Raw genomic sequence first — 18385 nt, forward strand, 5'->3', positions numbered from 1 at the left:
GTGGAGTGGCCGTTTCAGGAAATCCATCGCACCGCTGCCGTGCCGACGGTGGAGATCAGAACCCGATTTGACGTGCCAAGCCGACACGGTGATGTTCTGAAGCTGAATCTTGGAGTTTCGAATGTCGGGCGGACAAGCTGCTCCATGGATATTTCGGCCGTATGCGGGAGCGAGCTGCGATTTGAAACCGAACTGACACTTGTGCACGTGTCTGCCGAAGGTAGGCCGGAACCCTGGCCGGAAGCCGTCAAAGGGCGGCTGCAACAATACAAGGAAAGTCTGGAGCCATGACGATCAAGTCTATTCAACCGGAAGGCTGGGCCCCTGCAAAGGGATATGCAAACGGAATGCTGACCAGTGGTCAGACCCTGCATATCGGCGGTCAGATCGGCTGGAACAAGGATCAGGTTTTCGAGACCCACGATTTTGTCGGCCAGATGGAGCAAACACTTGCCAATATCGCGGCGATTGTTGAAGAAGCGGGTGGAGCCGTTACGGATATCGTCCGCCTGACCTGGTTCATTACTGACAAAAGTGATTATCTGGCGCGGCAAAAGGAAGTCGGTGTAGCCTATCGCCGTGTGTTTGGCCGCCATTTTCCGGCCATGTCCGTTGTTGTTGTCGCGGGATTGATTGAGGACGGCGCTCTGATTGAAATCGAGGCAACCGCACAGATCGGCTGAGCGGCCGCAGGGTCGGAATTTCCAAAACCCAGCCATCTGCACTGGCACACTTGATTTGAATTTTCTTTTCTCAGTTAAGCGGCAGCGTCCGGTGATGTTTCGGGTTGTCGGGATCGTAAAAGTGGCTCATCGGTCCGTTCTCTTCGAACGCCGCCGCCCACCGTCTCATGGCATCGGGGTCGAGTTCCACACCAAGACCTGGGCCTTCGGGGACGGCAACGACATCATTGGTCTGCCGGAAGGGGCCATTTTGAATGACGTCGCCGACCTGCCAGCGGAACAGCGATTGAGATGCTTCTGAAATGAGCGGTGATGCAGCCGAGACGTGCAGGTAAGCTGCGGTCATGATGCCGAGGTCGTTGGAATAGCACCAGAACCCTTTGCCCATGGCCTCGCAGGCGGCGATGAACTTCAGTGTTTTCGAGATCCCTCCGAGAGCGGCAAAATTGCAGACGAAATTGTCCGGTGCTCCAAGCGCAACGGCCCGTTGCAGATCGGGGACATGAGTGGAGAAGGGAATGATGCTGTGCTGGCGCAGGGCAGCCATTTCCTCGAAAGTCGCGACCGGGTCTTCGTAATTGCGAATATTGAGGGGTTCGAGTTCCCGAAGCAGCCAACGTGCAGTCGTCAGCGAATACTGCATGTTGGAATCGAGCTTGATCTGCGCCTTGTCCCCCAGTGCCTCGCGCAGCATCCTGACAGTCCGGATCTCCAGATCCGGATCGCCGAGAATCAGCTTGCCTTCGAATATCGTTGAACCGTGTTCTTCCCGCATTCGTTCGCAATAGGCGCAGATGGCTTCGGGGCTCATTTCCCCACCTGCACCATTGTGTTCGGGGCGGAACGAAAAATACTCGGAGAACTTGATCTCCTTGCGCACGGCACCGCCGAGCAACTTGTAGAGTGGCAGGTTAAAGACTTTGCCTCTTATATCCCAAAGGGCGACCTCGACGGCACCGAAGGCCACGGCGGATGCGCCTTCTCCGGTATTTGCCGTGATCTGCCAGGGGGGGACGCAGCGGCGTTCGCAATCGGCAATGTCGAGCGGGTCCGCACCGATGAGAGCAGGAGCGATTTCAGCCTTGATGATTTCACCGAAATGATACCAGGGGGCTTCACCCAGTCCGACGACACCCTCATCTGTTTCGACTTCGATAATCGATTTCGAAGCGCCGGGATAAAGTCCACCTGTCCACCAGAACGGTGCATCAAAGGGTACGTTGACGTGAGTAACACGGATGTTGGTGATCTTCATTGAAGGGCCTCAGTGCCAGAGATCTTCGGTGGTGGATTTCTTGCGGGAGACGAAATCATCAAGCGCTTCCGCGATCGCGGGATCCAGGGGAGGAGCCTCATATGCTGCGAGCGTTTCCTTCCAGGCAGTGTTTGCCCGTGTCGCCGCATCGACAGAACCGCCTTCCTGCCATTTTTCATAGGGATCGTTGTCGGCCAGCGCGGCCTCGAAGTAAGCGGTTTCGTAATTGCGCATCGTGTGGTCGCAGCCGAAGAAATGATTGCCTGGGCCGACTTGCCGGAAAGCATCGAGGGCAAGCGAGTTGTCATCGACGGGCACGCTGTCCAGATAGGTATGCAAGGCACCGCAGAAGTCGGCGTCCATCATGAATTTCTCGTAGGACATCGACAGCAGACCATCCAGGAACCCGGCAGAGTGCAGGACGAAATTCGCTCCACAATTGATGGCCGACAGCATTGACATGGTGCCTTCATTCATGGCGTGCGCGTCAGGCAATTTCGACGTCGTGAAGTTGCCTGCGCATCTCAATGGCAGTCCCTGTCTGCGTGCCAGTTGACCGACAACCAGTGAACCGCTTGCCGGTTCCGGTGTTCCAAAGGTTGGCGAGCCGGATTTAAGGCTCGTGGAAGACAGGAAATTGCCATAGACGACCGGCGCACCGGGACGCACAAGCTGCGTCAGCGCACATCCGGCCAGTGTCTCGGCATGGGCCTGGGCAATGGCTCCGGCCATGGTCACCGGACCCATGGCACCGCCGAGAATGAACGGTACAAGAACAGTGCCCTGGTTGGCTCTGGCATAGGCGCGCAGAACACTGGTCATGGTGCCGTCCCAGACCAGCGGCGAGTTCACGTTCAAATTGCCCATGATGACGCAGTTCCGGTCGACAAAATCCCGGCCGAAAACAAGCCTTGCCATGTCGATGGAATCTTCCGCGCGCTCCTCCGCTGTCACGGAGCCGAGAAATGGTCTGTCGGACAAGGTGACATGTGCCTGCACCATGTCCAGATGACGCTTGTTGACGGGAACATCGACCGGTTCGCAGATGGTGCCGCCGGAATGGTGCAGCCAGGGGGATGATTGCGCCAGCTTGATGAAGTTTCGGAAGTCTTCAATCGTGCCGTAGCGACGGCCCTCATCCAGATCCATGACGAAAGGACTGCCATAGGCTGGGGCGAAGACGACGTTCGAGCCGCCGATGACGACATTGTTGGCCGGATTGCGGGCGTGCTGCGTAAATTCAGCCGGTGCTGTTTTCAGGAGCTCGCGGATCATTCCCTTCGGGAATTTGACGAGAACACCGTCGATTTCCGCACCTGCCTTTCGCCACAAGTCCAAGGCGGTAGGATCATCACGAAATTCGATGCCTATTTCTGCGAGGATAGCCTCTGAAGTCTCCTCAATGCGGACAAGGCTTTCCTCTGCCAATATGTCGTGAGGCGGCAGGCTCCGTACGATGTAAGGTCGACCAATGCCGGCTTTCTCGACACTTCGTTTTGCCCGCCTGCCTTTGCGTCCACCCGCACGTACATGCAGCTTGGGTTCGCCAATGTCGTTGTTGGTCTCTGCCTCACCGGGATACATTGTCACCCTCCCTCCGATCGATTGGAAAACAATGCTAAGTCGTTTTTTGGGCTTTGTGACGCTTGAAAAATCTCATGATCGGCATAAGATTTTTTCATGGCAAACTTGCGCAGACTCCTTCCGTCCTTTCGCGGACTTGTTGCCTTTGAAGCAGCCGGACGGCTTGGATCCTTCACCCGGGCGGGAGAGGAACTGGGCATGACCCAGTCCGCGATCTCTTATTCCATCAGAACACTTGAGGACGAAGTCGGTCAGCCATTGTTCGAACGCGGGCACAGGGAAGTGACGTTGACCTCGGCAGGAAGCCGATTGCACGTGGAAGTCACCCGCAGCCTCTATCAGCTGGCACAGGGGATCAATGCGGTTCGGACCAAACCACCGGATGATGTCGTGACACTTTCAGTGTCCACCGCGTTTGCCACGCTGTGGTTTGCACCGAGGTTACAACGTATGCGGACGGACCTGCCTGAGATTGAACTCAGGCTGCACACGGCGGACAGGGACCTTGATATTGCGGCCGAAGATATCCCGCTCGGTATACGGGGCGGCCGGCCGAAGAACTGGCCCGGATATCATTGCGACCAGTTTGCGACCGAGGAACTGATTGCCGTTGCCTCACCTGAATACCTCGCCGCCCACGGGACACCGGAACATCCTCGCGAATTGCTGAACCATCATTTGGCTCATCTGGATGAACCCTACAGATACGCCGCGACCTGGAGAGACTGGTTGAGATCAGCCGGTGTCAGCGGAGCGTCCCGGGTGCGGGGAACACGCGCAAACGAATACGTGGCGGTCTTGCAGATGGCGTTCGACGGCGATGCGGTCGCTCTTGGCTGGCGTCATCTGGTTGAAGGATTTCTCAAAAACGGGCGCTTGCAACAGGTAACCGATCATACGTTCCGAACCGGTAACGCCTATTACGTCATCAATCCAAAACACAAGCCTCTGAACGAGAATTGCATCAAGGTCAGAGACTGGATCCTGAGCCACAAAGAACATTCCGGCGACACTGAGCCTGTACCAGTGCAGGCAAGAAGCGCTGACTGACCTCAGATCCCGATGCGGTCGCGAAGGCGGTAGACCAGCACTGAAGGTGCCAGAAACCAGGGATTGCCCTGGTAGAGCGGTCTGGTCGGGTTGGATATCCGTTCAAACGCGGACGGTGCCGTATCGGTGCCTGCAGCTTTTTGACCGACGCGCATGCCGAGATAACTCGCCATTCCGACGCCCGACCCGCAATAGCCCATGGCGTAGTAGAGGCCTTTATCTTCGCCGCAATGCGCAAGCGTGTCGAATGTGTAGCCGACAAACCCCATCCAGGCGTGGCTGATTTTCACAGCAGACAATGCGGGAAAAAGGGCGCTCATGTCCCGGTGCAGCTTGAGGGCACTGCTGCGCGGGTCGGTTTCACTCAGGGAGACGCGACCACCGAAGAGAATGCGTTTTCTGTCGGGAGTAAGCCGGTAGTAATAGACCAGCTTGCGCGTATCGGAGAGGATGCGGTCTGTTGGAAACAGACGATCGACGGTATCTTCGGGAATTTCTTCAGTTGCAATGACGTAGGACCCGATCGGAACGATGCGCCGCTGATGCCAGGGCGACAGCGGTCCTGAATACCCGTTTGTCGCCAGGATGACTTTGCCGGCTTTCAAAATGCCCTCACTCGTCTGAATTCTGAAGGCATTTCCACTGCGTTCAATTTTCAAAACAGCGCAATTTCCCTTAACCAGGGCACCTGCTTCTTGGGCTGCTTTCAAGAGTGACGGATGATATCTGGAGACATCGATGCTGCAGTGATGGGGATAAACGATCCCGCCGTAATACCTGTCCGTTCCAAGTTCGGAAGCCATCTCTGACCTCGAAACCATGAATGTTTGGGCATTCCAGACCGGGTGCCCGGCTTCGCTCTCCCTGGCAAGCGTCTCGTAAAGATGCGGCTTGTGGGCGCCGTGAAACCGGCCGACCTCCCGCAAGCCGAGATCCAAGCCTTCATTGTCGGAAAGATGGTGCATGTAGTCCAGGGATGCCTGTCCCTCCTGGCAGAGCGCTGTCGCCACATCTTTCCCGTAGCGCTTCACAAGCTTTGAAAAAGAAAGCTTGATGCTGGTGGACACCTGACCACCATTGCGCATGCTGCAACCCCATCCGGGATGCTCGGTATCAAGGACCAGTGTTTCAAGACCCTCACGCGCGGTCTGCAGGGCCGCGTTCAGGCCTGTGTAACCACCCCCGACAACCAGCACGTCGATCCGGCAAGGAAGTTCCATCTTCGGAACGGACACGCTGGGAGCGATGTCCTGCCAATAGGGTGTTGTCCTGAAGTCGTCTGAAAAAAGCTCGCCCTCCATATTGCCCTCGTCAAGCAGCTCTGGTGTCTTCCAGGATCATGTCCGACCCCTTCTCGCCGACCATGATGGCAGGCGCGTTGGTGTTGCCTGAGGTTACAGTCGGAAAGATCGAGGCGTCGACAACCCGCAATCCATCGATCCCGTGAACCCGCAGGCGGCTGTCGACAACGTTTTCCTCCACATTTGTCCCCATTCTGCAGGTGCTGACAGGATGAAACACCGTTGAAGAGCGGTTGCGGACGTCTTCCAGCATGTCCTCATCGCTCTGAACCCTGGAGCCGGGGGCAATCTCGTCTTCGATGACAGACTGCAATGCGGGGCTCTGGGCAATCTTCCGCATGAGCCGGCAACCTTCAAGCATTTCGCTAAGATCATGATTTGTGCTGAGCGAGTTTGGGTGTATTTCCGGCGTGTCGAACGGATCGGAGGAACGAAGTGCGATGTGACCGCGACTGGTTGGCCGGGTTGGCTGTATCCCGAGCAGGAATCCCGGGAATGGATCCGGGTTCATCAGCGGTCGTTTGCCTTGGGGGGCTTTGGTGTAGCTCACAGGTGAAAAATAAAGCTGCATGTTCGGGCGTTTGCAGCCTGGATCGGTTCTGACGAAACCACCTGCCTGGTTGACGCTGAGTGACAGGGGCCCACTGCGCGTCAGAACATAGCGAATGCCCTGGATCAGCTTGCCCCACCAGGGATAGAGCTGTTGGTTCAAAGTTGGAACTTTCGAGCGGTAGAGGTAGTCGAGCCCGAGATGGTCCTGAAGGTTCCTGCCGACCGCTGGCCTGTGCAGGATCGTCTTGACTCCCTTCGCCTGAAGTTCTGTGCCGTCGCCGACGCCGGACAGCATCAGGATTTGCGGCGAATTGACGGCTCCCGCACTCAGGATGACTTCCCGGCGAGCACGGACGGACAGTTCAGCGCCATCCCGGCGACAAACAGCGCCAACCGCCCGATTGTTTTCAATCAGGAGGTGTTTGGTGTGAGCATTGGTGATGACGGTGACATTTGCGCGTTTTTTCGCTCGCGACAGGTATGCCCTGGCCGTGGACATGCGAAAGCCGTTTCGTGTGGTGATCTGGTAAAGGCCGACACCTTCCTGGTCTCTTCCATTGAAGTCCGGATTGCGCGCGAACCCTGCCTCTTGCGAAGCTTTCAGAAAGTTGTCGCAAAGTGGGTGCACCGCGTCGTCCATGCTGGACACCTGCATGGGGCCATCCCCGCCTCGGTATTCGTTTGCACCTGCATCGTTTGTTTCCGAACGCTTGAAATAAGGGAGGACATCGTCCCAGCCCCAACCCTGGTTGCCCATGGCCTTCCAGTCGTCGAAATCGGCGTGCTGACCGCGGATATAAACCATCGCATTGATGGAGCTGGAGCCTCCCAGAACCTTGCCGCGCGGCCAGTACCCGGTTCGGCCGTTGAGCCCTGGATCCGGTTCTGTGGAATACATCCAGTTTATGTTCCGGTTATAAAAGGCCTTGCCGTAGCCGATTGGCATCCAGATCCAGAAATTCAGGTCAGAACCCCCAGCCTCCAGGAGGCAGACGGTATATTTGCCGTCCTCCGACAGACGATCCGCGAGTACCGAGCCGGCCGAACCTGCGCCGATAATGACGAAGTCAAATTCTGACATGATATCTCCAACTCAGGCCTGCTTGTCGCGTTGAACAGCGATGGACAGGAGAGCGAGCAATCCAGACCCGACCATCAGGAAGAACGAAACGGCGTTGAGTACCGGCGTTGAACCGACTTTGGCCATGCGGTCATACATGGTGATCGTCAGCGGTGCTTCGGAGCCAACCAGGAACAAGGTCGTGTTGAAGTTTTCGAACGACACCAGAAAGGCAACGATGCCGGCGGCGATCATCGCGGGGCGCAAGAAGGGCAGAGTAATCGTCCTGAGCACGCGGGCCCTGGTCGCGCCCAGATTGAACGCGGCCTCCTCCATGGTTGCGTCGAATTTCTTCAGGCGCGCCGTGATCACAAGTGAGGTGATGGTGGCAATGAAGGAAAACTGGCCAAGAACGACGAGCAGGATGCCCGGGCGCAGGAATTCCAGCTCCAGATCCAGGTTCTTTTCGACATAGTTCGCCGTGTCGCTGGCCAGAACAAGAATGGAGATACCCAGAATGACACCGGGAATGACCAGCGGGATTACCATCAGAATGTAGAAGAAATTCTTGCCTGGAAACTCCCCGCGAATGAACAGGAAGGCGTTTGTCGTGCCGACAAAGACCGACAGGATCGATACGAAAATGGCAATGACGAAGGAATAGTAGAGACCTTGCAGCAGCCTGCGGTCGTGGAACATTCCGAGTTTGGGTTCCGTATCGCCGAAGAACCAGTCCAACGTGAACCCCTGCCAGGGCAACGCCGGAAATAGGCTGTCGTTGAAGGCAAAGGCTCCGGCAGAAATCAGCGGTGCCGCCAGAAAGAGGAAGAAGGCGAGAACGTAGAGCCGGTAACCGAAGAGGAACGGCGTTGTCTTGTTTTTTGCAAGCATTGTTATCCTCCTCAGCTCTTGGCAACAGTGTTTGCCAGGGTCTGGCCACTCAGCTTCAGGCCGAGCCAGATGACAAACGAAGTGAAGATCAAAAGCAGCATGCCGAAGGCAGCGCCTCCCTCCCAGTTAAACCGGGTTATGAACTGGTTATAAATCTGCTCTGTGAACCAGCTGGAATTCTTGCCGCCCAGCAGGATCGGCGTCAGATAGGAACCGGCGGTCAGCATGAAGGTGACGATACAGCCGGCGACGATGCCCGGCATGGCATAGGGAATGATGATCCGGCGCAGAACGGTAAAACCATTGCCGCCAAGATTGTATCCGGCCTCGATCATGGAATTGTCCATGCCGTCGAGTGTGGAAACAAGCGGAACGATCATGAACAGGATCACCGTATAGACGAGACCGATGATCACCGCGACATCGTTGTAAAGGAACTCGATCGGTGTGCTGATCAGTCCGGTCCAGAGCAGAAAACTTGAAATCACTCCGGTTTCGCGCAGGAGAAGAATCCAGCCGAACGCGCGGATCAGGTCGCTGACCCAGAGCGGGATCAGGCACAGAAGAAACAGCCCGCCGCGGGATCGGGGACCCGCGATCTTGGCGATGTAATAGGCAATCGGAAATCCGATCAGGAGCGCCAACGCCGTGACGAGCAATGACATTGTGCCGGTGCGCAGCAGCGTGTTCCAGTAGATCGGCTCGTTCACAAATTCCAGGTAATTGGCAAAACTGTATTCATAGACCCGTGGCGCGACCTTTTCCCGGAATGACAACAGCACCATGCCGATATGCGGCAAGAGGATCAGGAGCGCGATCCAGAGCGTGAACGGTGCGAACAGCAGTATCAGCGAGAGCCTTTTGATATCCTTGTTCTGCATCACGTGTGCTCCTGATGCGCGAAGCACATGGCCTGCTTCGAAGACCAGACAAGGCGAACGTCTTCTCCGGGCTTAAGATCGTTGTCCCCTGTTATCGTTATGTCGGACTCGACCAATTCCCCGCTGCCCGTTCGAACCAGTACGCGACTGTTGGCACCGTTGAAGAGAAGGCTGTCAACAACACCGTCCATGGTGTTGTCTCCGTCGGAACCTTGCCTGTCTGCCTCAGCGGCACGGATCGTTTTGATGAATTCGGGACGGACAAAAATATCGACCTTGGCGCCTTCCTGAATGGCAGCCTTTCCAGAGGAGTTGAAACTCATAGACAGTCCCTGGGCGGTTTCCACCTTGCCGCCGCTGCCGTCGCTTGCCTTGACCGTGCCCGACCACCGGTTGCTGTCACCGACAAAGCCTGCAACGAAGGCGGTGTTCGGGTGGTGGTAAAGCTCCTGCGGCGTGCCGATCTGTTCAAACTCGCCCTGGTTCATGATGGCGACGTTGTCGGACATCACCAGCGCCTCGGACTGATCGTGTGTGATGTAAACAAAGGTCGTGTTGAACTGATGTTGCAGAAGTTTCAGCTCGATCTTCATTGCCTCGCGCAGCTTAAGATCCAGTGCTCCCAGAGGCTCGTCGAGAAGGAGAACGTCCGGATCAAGCACCATGCAGCGGGCGATTGCGATCCGCTGTTTCTGGCCGCCCGAAAGCTGATGAATTTCACGCTCGGCGACGTCCGGAAGTGCGATCCGCTCAAGCACGTCATGAACCTTGCGTTTGATGTGATCACCGCTGACACCGTTGCAGCGCAGACCATAGGCGATGTTTTCGTAGACATTCATCATCGGAAACAGTGCCAGGTGCTGAAACACCATTTTGACATTGCGTCTGTTTGGCGGTGTGCCCAGAACGGATCTTCCCTTGATCCTGATGTCTCCACCTGTCGGTTCCTCAAACCCCGCGATCATGCGCATCAACGTGGTCTTGCCGCAGCCGGAGGGGCCGAGAATGGAGAAGAACGAACCGCTTGGAATGTTGAAGGAAACATCTTTTACGGCGCGAAATGCGCCAAAATTCTTGGAGATGTCGAGACATTCAAGGTCGAAATCCGGACTCTGTGTCATGAAAATTGGCCAACTGGAAGGGTCAGAAAGGTGGGGGGACACCGGTTTCAACGGCATCCCCCATATTCGGGTGGTTTTTGAGCCTTCTTGCTCTTTATCCGTCAGGGCCTGAATGCCCTGGCAGGCGTTCGATCAGCCGCCGGTGGCCGCCTTGATCTTTTCAAGCGTCTTGCCTTCCATGTCCTCAACTCCGGGAGGGATGTTGGCAAAGAACTTCAGATTGTCGATATCGGCATCGCTGAAGGCTGCATTGACGGCGGCTTTCTTGTCTTCCGGCAACAGGTCCTTGCCGCCTTTGACAGCCGCAATCGCACCGGTGCTCGAAGACATCAAAGTGACGTTCTCAGGACGCAGAACAAAATTGATCCACTTGTACGCCGCATCATCGGCCTTGCCCTTTCGCGGCAATGCGAATGTGTCGATCCATGCAAGAGCACCGGTCTCCGGCGGCACGAAGACAATGTTCTCGTTCTGGTCATAGAGCTTGTAGGCAGTGGAATCCCAGGTTTCGGACGCCACTATTTCCCCGGACAGCATCATGGCCGACAGATCGTCTCCGCCCTTCCAATAGGCTTTGATGTTGTCCTTACATTCGATCAGCTTGTCCGCGACCTTGTCCAAAATACCCTGATACTTTTCCAGGTCGGAATAAGCGGCAAACGGGTCTTCGCCCATTGAAAAGGCCGTGCCGAGCAGGATGGTGCGCTTCAGGCGCATCGAGGTCTTGCCTTTGTAGGCCGGGTCACAAAGGTCACCCCAACCCTTGAAGTCCGGCGCCTTTGTCTTGTCCGCCATCAGGCCGGATGTGCCCCACTGGTGCGGAACCGCATAGACTTCGCCTTCGATCGTGGTGTTTTCCTTCACGCCATCCAGAAGTTTCGCTTCCATCACGTCCGTATCGATTTTCGACAGATCGAGCGGCTTGTAGATGTCATACTCCAACTGTGCGGCGTAGATACGGTCGTGGCTCGGCTGTGCCAGATCGAACCCGGCTCCGCCGGTCGCCCGCAGCTTGGCGATCATCTCTTCATTGTTCGAAAAAGTGACTTCAACATCAATGTCCGGATATTCGGCTTCAAATTTCTGGATAAGCTCATCGGGCGCATAAGATCCCCACGTCAAAAGGCGCAGGGTTTCCGCATTTGCAGACCCCGCACCGGCGAGCATCGTTGCAGCCAACAGGCCCGTTAAAGTTGTTTTGAGTTGCATGATTTCCTCCCTGAACGCACACAGCTTACAAACCGGAAGGAAGCCTAGGTCCGAATTGGCCTGCCAAATATATCCATTAAAGATAATTTTACAGACCAATTTTCCGAAGGGAATGTTAGCGGGTGCAGCATTCCGGCAGGATCTCGTTGAGGGTTTGAATGCCTTTGCGGATTTCCTCGGGCGCTGAACTGCCAAATCCGAGCACGACGCCGCGTTGTGAAATGGTGCTCAAGGAATAGCGCGAAAGCGGAACCGTCGTGATGCCACGAGCCGCCGCCTTTTCCACGATGGCATCTTCATCGTATGTTCTGGTAACGAGACCGACCGCGTGAAAGCCGCTGCTGGTCGGCTGCAGATCCAGCCGGCCCGCCAGGCATTCTGCCTCCGCCATCAATGTGTCGTGCCGCTTCTTGTAGATTTGGCGCATGGTGCGGATATGTGTCGCGAACATACCCTCATCCATGAAATCGGCGACAATGGCCTGGGTTACTGTAGGTACGCCGCTGAGCCAGGTGAGACACACCTTTTCGAAACTGTCGACAAGACCTTCCGGAACCAGAACGAAACCGAGCCGCAGGGCCGGAAACAGCGACTTGGAAAACGTGCCGACATAGATGACCCGTCCGTGGGTGTCGATGCTCTTCAGCGTCGGTGGCGGCTGGTCGCTGTAGTAGAATTCACCATCATAATCGTCTTCTACAATCATGGCGTCCGCATCATTTGCCGCTTTTAACAGGGCCAGTCGTCGGCTGAGACTCATGACCGGGCCAAGGGGCTGCTGATGAGACGGAGTGACAAATGCCAAGCGGAAATGCGGTGCTCTGGCAAGGCCGTCATCAATGCAAAGGCCTTCTTCGTCCACCTTCACCGGAACGGGGGAGGCACCGATTGCGATGAACGCGTTGCGGGCACCAATGGCACCGGGGTTTTCGAACCAGACCGGTTCACCGGGATTTACCAGCATGCCGCCTATCAGGGAAAAGGCACGCTGGGCACCATTGGTGATAAACACCTGCTCGGGCGCACATTTGATGCCGCGCGAAGCATTGAGCTGCCGGGCAATTGCCCGTCGAAGGGGGGCGTATCCAAAAGGTTCGCCGTAGCCGGTGATGTGATCGCGGTCCTTGCGCCAGTGACGTGCCGAAAGCTTGGCCCACTGCGCCATGGGAAAGGCATCCAGCGCGGGCAGGGCCGTCACAAAGGCCTGTGACTTGTGCGGCAAACGCGGAGCAAAATCTGGAATGGCATGCCTCGTCGCATGCGAAAGTCTTGGAATGACGGTGACCGCGTCGCTGGTGTCGGGAGAAGGTTTGGGAACAAGCCTGGCATTGAGCGCTTCGCTGACGAAAGTTCCCGCCCCAACCCTGGCCTCGAGCAAACCTTCTGAAATCAGCCGGTCCACTGCATCGATAACAGTCGTTCGCGAAACTCCGATTTCCTGCGCAAGCGTTCTTGTGGCCGGCAGCCGGTCGCCGGGCGTCAGGGCACCGGTCAAAAGCAAATCCCTGAGTGCCATGTAAAGCTGGATCGATATCTTTTTCTCGGCGTTCTTGTCGATCTTGATAGATGACAGAACGGCGCCCGCGTGCCGTTTCATTTCATTCTCCAAATTGGTATGAGAATTTGCGCAAAACGGACCTTATATCAAGTCCAATATTCAGTAGGTTGGTCGCCTGAGCCAAGAAATTGCCTTGCGGAAGTGCCCGCTCAAGGACCTGAAATCGAGATGAAAATTCAATCAATAGAAACATTTACAGATGAGTTCGTCTGTTTTGTCCGGGTGACGTCTGACAGTGGAGCAACCGGGTGGGGACAGGTTGCACCCTATTATGCCGATATCACCGCGGAGGTGGTGCACCGGCAAGTTGCACCCTATGCCTTGGGAGAGGACGCGTTTGATATTGCCCGGCTGATGGACATTATTCCGGATCGCGAGCACAAGTTTCCGGGGTCTTACCTGCGCCGGGCCATGGGTGGTCTGGATACCGCGTTGTTCGATCTGCGTGGCAAGCTTGAAGGCAAACCCGTCTGTGAACTTCTGGGTGGATCACCGGGCAAGGTCCGGGCATACGGCTCCTCAATGAAGCGGGATATCACGCCGCAGGACGAGGCGGACCGTCTCAAGAAACAGCAGGACGAGTTCGGCTTCAGCGCATTCAAGTTCCGGATTGGCGCCGAATGCGGTCGCGATATGGATGAATGGCCGGGACGCTCGGAAGAAATCGTACCGACCATGCGCAAGGCTTTTGCGGCAGACACTGCTTTGCTGGTCGATGCCAATTCCTGCTATTCGCCCGCGAAAGCCATCGAGATCGGCAGGTTCCTTGAGGACAACGGCATTTCGCACTACGAGGAGCCCTGTCCCTATTGGCACTATGACCAGACGAAGAAAGTGACCGACGCGCTGGACATTGATGTCACCGGTGGTGAGCAGGACTGTTCGCTGGTCGACTGGAAGCGCATGATTGATGAACGTGTCGTGGACATCATTCAGCCCGACATATGCTATCTTGGCGGCATGGTGCGCACCATGAAAGTGGCGGAAATGGCACAAGAGGCAGGGCTGCCCTGCACGCCGCACGCAGCCAACCTTTCGCTTGTCACCCTGTTCACGATGCATCTTCTCCGGGCGATCCCGAATGCAGGGAAGTATCTCGAGTTTTCCATCGAGCAGGAAGACTATTACCCTTGGCAGATGGAGCTGTTCAGCTCGTCTCCCTTCAAGATTGTCGACGGTCACGCCACAGTGACAGATCAACCGGGTTGGGGTGTCGACATCAATCCGGATTGGCTTGCCAAATCCACCTACAAGATCAGTTCCCTGGAGCGCTAAAATGTTGCAAGCGAGCGACCTGATTGCGGAATACCAAACGACGGGAACGCTGCGAGCGCTGCCCACAGGCCATTTCATTGACGGCATCTTCACGCAGCCCTCACACAACCGGACCATGGAGAGCCTTGATCCAGGCAGGGGGGAGGCGTTTGCCCGATTTACGGCGGGAACGGAGAGAGACGTCGACCAGGCAGTTCTTTCTTCCCGGCAGGCATTTGATACCCGATGGCGGGATGTGGCTCCTGTTGAGCGTGCCCGCATTCTGCAAAAAGCTTCCGCACTGATCCTGGAAAACCTGGAACTGCTGGCGGTGGTTGAAACGCTGGATAGCGGCAAACCGCTGCAGGAAGCACTTGGCGATGCGCGCGGTGCTGCGCGCACTTTCGAGTATTACGCAGGTGCCTGCGACAAGCTTCAGGGAGACAGTTTTCCGCTGGGTCCGGATTACATCGGTTACACGATCCATGAGCCTGTTGGCGTGACCGCGCATATCATTCCATGGAATTTTCCGATTTCGACGGCAGCGCGCGGTTTTGCGCCTGCGCTTGCAGCAGGATGCACAGTGGTTGCCAAACCAGCTGAACAGACGCCGTTTACCGCGCTTCTGCTTGCGAAATTGCTACACGAGGCGGGACTGCCTGATGGCGTCTGCAATGTCGTCACCGGAACTGGCCTCGATGTCGGTGCACCTCTGACCAGGCATGCCGGTGTCGACCACATAACCTTTACCGGTTCTGTTCAAACCGGCCGGTCTGTGATGAAGTCAGCGGCCGAAGATATCACCCGTGTTGTTCTGGAGCTCGGCGGCAAGTCGCCGGTAGTCGTTCTTGGCGATTGTCACAAGGAACAGGCATTATCGGGCGTTCTGGGCGCGATATTTGAAAATGCCGGACAGATCTGTTCCGCCGGTTCCCGGCTGGTTATCGAGCGGAGCATTCACGAGGAGTTCGTTGCCGAGTTGGTGTCCCGGACCAAAGGGCTCAAAATTGGCCATGGGCTGGCGAAACCGGATCTCGGTCCGGTCAACTCGGCAGATCATCTCGGCAAAATTGCCGGATTTGTCGACCGGGCAAAGGCACGGGGCGCGGATGTTGTAACCGGAGGTGCTGTGACTAAGGATCCGAAATCCGGCAAGGGGTGGTTCTTCCAGCCAACGATCGTCGATCGGGTAGCCTCGAATGACGAACTGGCACAGGAAGAGATTTTCGGACCGGTTCTGACTGTTCAGGTTGCTGAGGATGCTGACGACGCGCTCAGGCTGGCAAATGACTGCCAATATGGCCTAGTTGCCGGAATCTACACTTCGAATTTTGCGAAGGCCCACCAGCTTGCGCGCAAGATCGACGCCGGGCAGATCTATATCAATGAGTATTTTGCCGGAGGTATCGAGGTGCCGTTCGGCGGAAACAAGAAGTCTGGTTTTGGCCGAGAAAAAGGTCTGGAAGGGCTTTTGAGTTACTGCAAGACCAAGAGCATCGCTGCAAAGATTGTCTGATTTCTTGCCGAACAAATTTCCGTTTGGCAGAAAAGGCCGGCTCAAGTTCCCCGAGCCGGCCTCTTTTTGGAACAGGCGCTGATTCATACAGGGAATTTGCGCCGCCTGAAGAACTCCCAAAGGGCCTTGTTTACCGCTTCCGTTTTCAGGATCGTTTCCTTCACCAGCGAAATTTCACGCTTGTTGATCGGGCTTGTTTTTCCGAATTCGATTGAATTCTTGCGATCGCTGATGCGCATGAGGACCGTTGATGCATTCTGTCCCTCATTGTCGAACGAATAGATGCAGTGATTGTATTTGTTTTTGAGCTTCAGAACCTTGTGCATCGACTTGGTCAGTTCCAGGATCTCGTCGCGTGTCTCGGCTTTTTGACCGTCCATTTTCGCAAGGCGTTCAACCAGGTCTATCCGGGCTCTGGATGTGTTGAGTGTCAGAAAGATAACGGTCGCAATGTCCTTCCTGACATCGGTCAGGCCGGCAATCATGTGGATCAACAGGCTTTCGGTGTTCGTCCACGTATAGTTCAAGTGCCCAACAAGGGTCAGGAAGGTCTGAAAATCAGCATTGAATTCGCTGGCCTTTGTTGAGCCCATGTCTACATCTCGATGATTGGCGCCCTTTGTTCCGACTGAAGATAGATTGCTGCTGCCTCAGTTCGGTTCGTTACGCCAAGTTTGGAGATAATATGATGAATATGCAACTTGATCGTATGTTCGGACAGTGACAGCCGGTCTGCAATCAGCTTGTTTTGGTACCCCTCGGAAATCAGGTGCAGCACTTCTGACTCACGTTTCGTGAGTTTTTCGAAGAGTTCCAGATCACGTGATCTGGCCGGCTTTGTAGCTGATTGAGCTGACTGTGCCTTTGGCGTGACAGAGTGCATGTACTTGATAACGTCGGCAGGCAGGTAGTGTCCTCCGTTCAGCATGAGGCGGATGGCACCGAGCCACAGGTCCACTCTCAGGTTCATCGGCAAGACGCTCTTGATCAGGCCTTCCTGGAAGTACTCGCGAATGATTTTGGGAAACGACTGATCATCATTGATGAGCATGCATAGGTTCGCGTCCGGAAACCCTTTTCTCAAACAGGCGACATCACTTTTCCGCGCCGCGCTGAAACCGTCATCGATCAGGAAAAGACGCTTGGTGAATTCAGCACGCTTTTCTGATTTGAAGAGGTCTATTTTCTGACTAATTCTAATAAAACTACTGTCCTCGATCTCACGGGCGATGCAATCTTCCAATTCCTTGGGAAAATTATTTGCAGATCCGATATAGTAGATCGATCCTTTTTTCTCGTAAGTTAATTTGCTCATTAAGTTAATACCTCCAGTGAGCATACCTCCAGTGAGCAGGTCTCTCTTTGGATATTATACTTTTTGCTTTTGTTTACTAAATGCAGGCTGAAACACGTCAGCCATCCTACTCGGGTATCTTAAAATGTTGGCTACATACTATTTAAATATTTTTCCAGGCTAAGAATAATGCCTGTTAATACCAGTTGGTGATGCAATCATGATTGCAACCGGAATTCAACTCTTTAATACCTCTCTCAACAGTCTAATTTCGTGGTTTTGGTGAAAAGCTCTTATTTTAAAACACTTAGATAGAATTGATCTGTGTTTATCTCCCGGCTCTGCCCCGAAGATATATGGCAAATCTACCGTTTGTTGTATTGATAATTCGATATATCTATCATTTTGACCTAGGGTAAGGCAAGGAATTCTCCCATTTTTTACGCTATCGTATGATCTACGCGAATATTTGGAGGGCGTTGAAATTGAGTTGGTTAATGTCTAGTAAACATTTCCAGCTTATTTCCTGGTCTCAAGTCTGCCATTGTCATCCTCGGCGGTCTGGAATTAGATATGAAATAATTTTGATGCTTAGATAGCACGTATATTAGATCTAACCTCCCGCTTAGAAGTAAATGGTGCAGAAACTAACGTAGAGGCAATTTCTGCGAACGGAAGGTTTTGCCTTCCAGCCATTTGAGCCGGAGTGGAAACGCTCCATTCGAGGATGGCAGCTCTATGCAAACCGATAGAAGACGCTTTGCCGGGCTGTCCTAAATAAGCACTTTTTGTTTCAGCGTCAGCGTCTGTGATGCGGTGGTCTGACGACAGGAAAGGTGCGTCCATTTTTAGGAGAAGTGTTATGGGACATCGTGGCGGAAGACAAGGTCAGGCTCAAGGCCAGGCTGAAGCACAAGGCCAATTGCAGGCACAAGCTGAACTCCAAGCCCAACTTCAGGGTCAGGGACAAGGCCAGGGTCAAGGCCAGGGACAAGGTCAGGGACAAGGTCAGGCACAGGGTCAGGGTCAGAGTCAGTACGCTGGTCAGACCGCTGTACAGGACATGAGTTCTTCCAGCGACAACACTAATGTCAACGGTAATGGCAATGGTAACCTGAACGGTAATGCCAACGGCAACCTGAACGGTAACGGCAACTGGAATGAAAACGGCAATTC

At 55.0% G+C, this 18385-nt stretch carries 17 protein-coding genes; 5 read left to right on the forward strand and 12 right to left on the reverse strand.

Features of this window, described 5'->3' with window-relative positions; genetic code table 11:
- Together K5905_RS07710 and K5905_RS07715 are read left to right on the forward strand one after the other, a co-directional pair.
- A partial coding sequence (locus K5905_RS07710) for a thioesterase family protein (RefSeq protein ID WP_297582174.1) occupies window positions 1-291 on the forward strand: 291 nt, incomplete at its 5' end.
- Window positions 288-683 carry a RidA family protein gene (locus K5905_RS07715; RefSeq protein WP_297582177.1) on the forward strand — a complete coding sequence of 132 codons (396 nt, stop codon included), beginning with the start codon at window positions 288-290 and terminating at the stop codon, window positions 681-683. The genes K5905_RS07710 and K5905_RS07715, both read left to right, overlap by 4 nt.
- 70 nt (window positions 684-753) lie before the next feature.
- On the opposite strand, the gene K5905_RS07720 is transcribed toward K5905_RS07715, so the two are convergent.
- Together K5905_RS07720 and K5905_RS07725 are read right to left on the reverse strand one after the other, a co-directional pair.
- A complete protein-coding gene (locus K5905_RS07720; protein WP_297582180.1) occupies window positions 754-1938 on the reverse strand; it encodes a mandelate racemase/muconate lactonizing enzyme family protein in 1185 nt (394 codons plus the stop codon).
- A gap of 9 nt (window positions 1939-1947) precedes the next feature.
- Window positions 1948-3522: a trimethylamine methyltransferase family protein gene (locus tag K5905_RS07725; protein ID WP_297582182.1), complete on the reverse strand. Its 1575-nt coding sequence runs from the start codon at window positions 3520-3522 to the stop codon at window positions 1948-1950.
- 96 nt (window positions 3523-3618) lie between these two features.
- On the opposite strand from K5905_RS07725, the gene K5905_RS07730 reads away from it, so the two are divergent.
- A complete protein-coding gene (locus tag K5905_RS07730) occupies window positions 3619-4572 on the forward strand; it encodes a LysR substrate-binding domain-containing protein (RefSeq protein WP_297582184.1) in 954 nt (317 codons plus the stop codon).
- A 2-nt stretch (window positions 4573-4574) separates the two neighbouring features.
- Here the strand turns inward: K5905_RS07730 and K5905_RS07735 are convergent, their stop codons facing one another.
- The 7 genes from K5905_RS07735 to K5905_RS07765 form a co-directional block, all read right to left on the reverse strand.
- Window positions 4575-5873, reverse strand: coding sequence for an FAD-binding oxidoreductase (locus K5905_RS07735; protein ID WP_297582186.1), 1299 nt, complete (start codon window positions 5871-5873; stop codon window positions 4575-4577).
- A 10-nt stretch (window positions 5874-5883) separates the two neighbouring features.
- A complete protein-coding gene (locus K5905_RS07740; protein WP_297582188.1) occupies window positions 5884-7506 on the reverse strand; it encodes a choline dehydrogenase in 1623 nt (540 codons plus the stop codon).
- 12 nt (window positions 7507-7518) lie between these two features.
- Complete coding sequence (locus K5905_RS07745) at window positions 7519-8376, reverse strand: ABC transporter permease (protein WP_297582190.1); 858 nt, start codon at window positions 8374-8376, stop codon at window positions 7519-7521.
- Window positions 8377-8387: 11 nt separating this feature from the next.
- A complete protein-coding gene (locus K5905_RS07750) occupies window positions 8388-9257 on the reverse strand; it encodes an ABC transporter permease (protein ID WP_297582191.1) in 870 nt (289 codons plus the stop codon).
- Window positions 9257-10378: an ABC transporter ATP-binding protein gene (locus tag K5905_RS07755; protein ID WP_297582193.1), complete on the reverse strand. Its 1122-nt coding sequence runs from the start codon at window positions 10376-10378 to the stop codon at window positions 9257-9259. Before K5905_RS07755 ends, K5905_RS07750 begins: the two co-directional genes overlap by 1 nt.
- A 132-nt stretch (window positions 10379-10510) precedes the next feature.
- The gene (locus K5905_RS07760; RefSeq protein ID WP_297582195.1) at window positions 10511-11587 is read right to left on the reverse strand and encodes an extracellular solute-binding protein; all 1077 of its coding nucleotides are present in this window, start codon (window positions 11585-11587) and stop codon (window positions 10511-10513) included.
- 115 nt (window positions 11588-11702) lie between these two features.
- Complete coding sequence (locus K5905_RS07765; RefSeq protein WP_297582197.1) at window positions 11703-13184, reverse strand: PLP-dependent aminotransferase family protein; 1482 nt, start codon at window positions 13182-13184, stop codon at window positions 11703-11705.
- A 129-nt stretch (window positions 13185-13313) separates the two neighbouring features.
- Here K5905_RS07765 and K5905_RS07770 point away from each other — a divergent pair, with 129 nt between their 5' ends.
- Entirely contained in the window at window positions 13314-14420 is a 1107-nt protein-coding gene (locus K5905_RS07770; RefSeq protein WP_297582199.1) for a mandelate racemase/muconate lactonizing enzyme family protein, read from the forward strand.
- A 1-nt stretch (window position 14421) separates the two neighbouring features.
- Window positions 14422-15915 (forward strand): aldehyde dehydrogenase family protein, encoded by a 1494-nt coding sequence (locus K5905_RS07775; protein WP_297582201.1) that lies wholly within the window; start codon window positions 14422-14424, stop codon window positions 15913-15915.
- Between the two features lie 83 nt (window positions 15916-15998).
- On the opposite strand, the gene K5905_RS07780 is transcribed toward K5905_RS07775, so the two are convergent.
- The 3 genes from K5905_RS07780 to K5905_RS07790 all read right to left on the reverse strand — a co-directional run.
- Window positions 15999-16508 carry a hypothetical protein gene (locus tag K5905_RS07780; RefSeq protein ID WP_297582203.1) on the reverse strand — a complete coding sequence of 170 codons (510 nt, stop codon included), beginning with the start codon at window positions 16506-16508 and terminating at the stop codon, window positions 15999-16001.
- A gap of 2 nt (window positions 16509-16510) precedes the next feature.
- Window positions 16511-17254 carry a response regulator transcription factor gene (locus K5905_RS07785; RefSeq protein WP_297582205.1) on the reverse strand — a complete coding sequence of 248 codons (744 nt, stop codon included), beginning with the start codon at window positions 17252-17254 and terminating at the stop codon, window positions 16511-16513.
- 754 nt (window positions 17255-18008) lie between these two features.
- On the reverse strand, window positions 18009-18385 hold a 377-nt coding region (locus tag K5905_RS07790; protein ID WP_297582207.1), incomplete at its 5' end, for a hypothetical protein.

The sequence above is a fragment of the Roseibium sp. genome (assembly GCF_025698965.1).
GTDB lineage: Bacteria > Pseudomonadota > Alphaproteobacteria > Rhizobiales > Stappiaceae > Roseibium.

Excerpts from the sequence above, each read along its gene's own strand:
- K5905_RS07715 (WP_297582177.1), top strand. The coding sequence starts at position 288 with ATGACGATCAAGTCTATTCAACCGGAAGGCTGGGCCCCTGCAAAGGGA.
- K5905_RS07780 (WP_297582203.1), bottom strand. The coding sequence starts at position 16,508 with ATGGGCTCAACAAAGGCCAGCGAATTCAATGCTGATTTTCAGACCTTC.
- K5905_RS07740 (WP_297582188.1), bottom strand. The coding sequence starts at position 7,506 with ATGTCAGAATTTGACTTCGTCATTATCGGCGCAGGTTCGGCCGGCTCG.
- K5905_RS07770 (WP_297582199.1), top strand. The coding sequence starts at position 13,314 with ATGAAAATTCAATCAATAGAAACATTTACAGATGAGTTCGTCTGTTTT.
- K5905_RS07720 (WP_297582180.1), bottom strand. The coding sequence starts at position 1,938 with ATGAAGATCACCAACATCCGTGTTACTCACGTCAACGTACCCTTTGAT.
- K5905_RS07785 (WP_297582205.1), bottom strand. The coding sequence starts at position 17,254 with ATGCTCACTGGAGGTATTAACTTAATGAGCAAATTAACTTACGAGAAA.
- K5905_RS07765 (WP_297582197.1), bottom strand. The coding sequence starts at position 13,184 with ATGAAACGGCACGCGGGCGCCGTTCTGTCATCTATCAAGATCGACAAG.
- K5905_RS07745 (WP_297582190.1), bottom strand. The coding sequence starts at position 8,376 with ATGCTTGCAAAAAACAAGACAACGCCGTTCCTCTTCGGTTACCGGCTC.
- K5905_RS07750 (WP_297582191.1), bottom strand. The coding sequence starts at position 9,257 with ATGCAGAACAAGGATATCAAAAGGCTCTCGCTGATACTGCTGTTCGCA.
- K5905_RS07725 (WP_297582182.1), bottom strand. The coding sequence starts at position 3,522 with ATGTATCCCGGTGAGGCAGAGACCAACAACGACATTGGCGAACCCAAG.
- K5905_RS07775 (WP_297582201.1), top strand. The coding sequence starts at position 14,422 with ATGTTGCAAGCGAGCGACCTGATTGCGGAATACCAAACGACGGGAACG.
- K5905_RS07755 (WP_297582193.1), bottom strand. The coding sequence starts at position 10,378 with ATGACACAGAGTCCGGATTTCGACCTTGAATGTCTCGACATCTCCAAG.
- K5905_RS07760 (WP_297582195.1), bottom strand. The coding sequence starts at position 11,587 with ATGCAACTCAAAACAACTTTAACGGGCCTGTTGGCTGCAACGATGCTC.
- K5905_RS07730 (WP_297582184.1), top strand. The coding sequence starts at position 3,619 with ATGGCAAACTTGCGCAGACTCCTTCCGTCCTTTCGCGGACTTGTTGCC.
- K5905_RS07735 (WP_297582186.1), bottom strand. The coding sequence starts at position 5,873 with ATGGAGGGCGAGCTTTTTTCAGACGACTTCAGGACAACACCCTATTGG.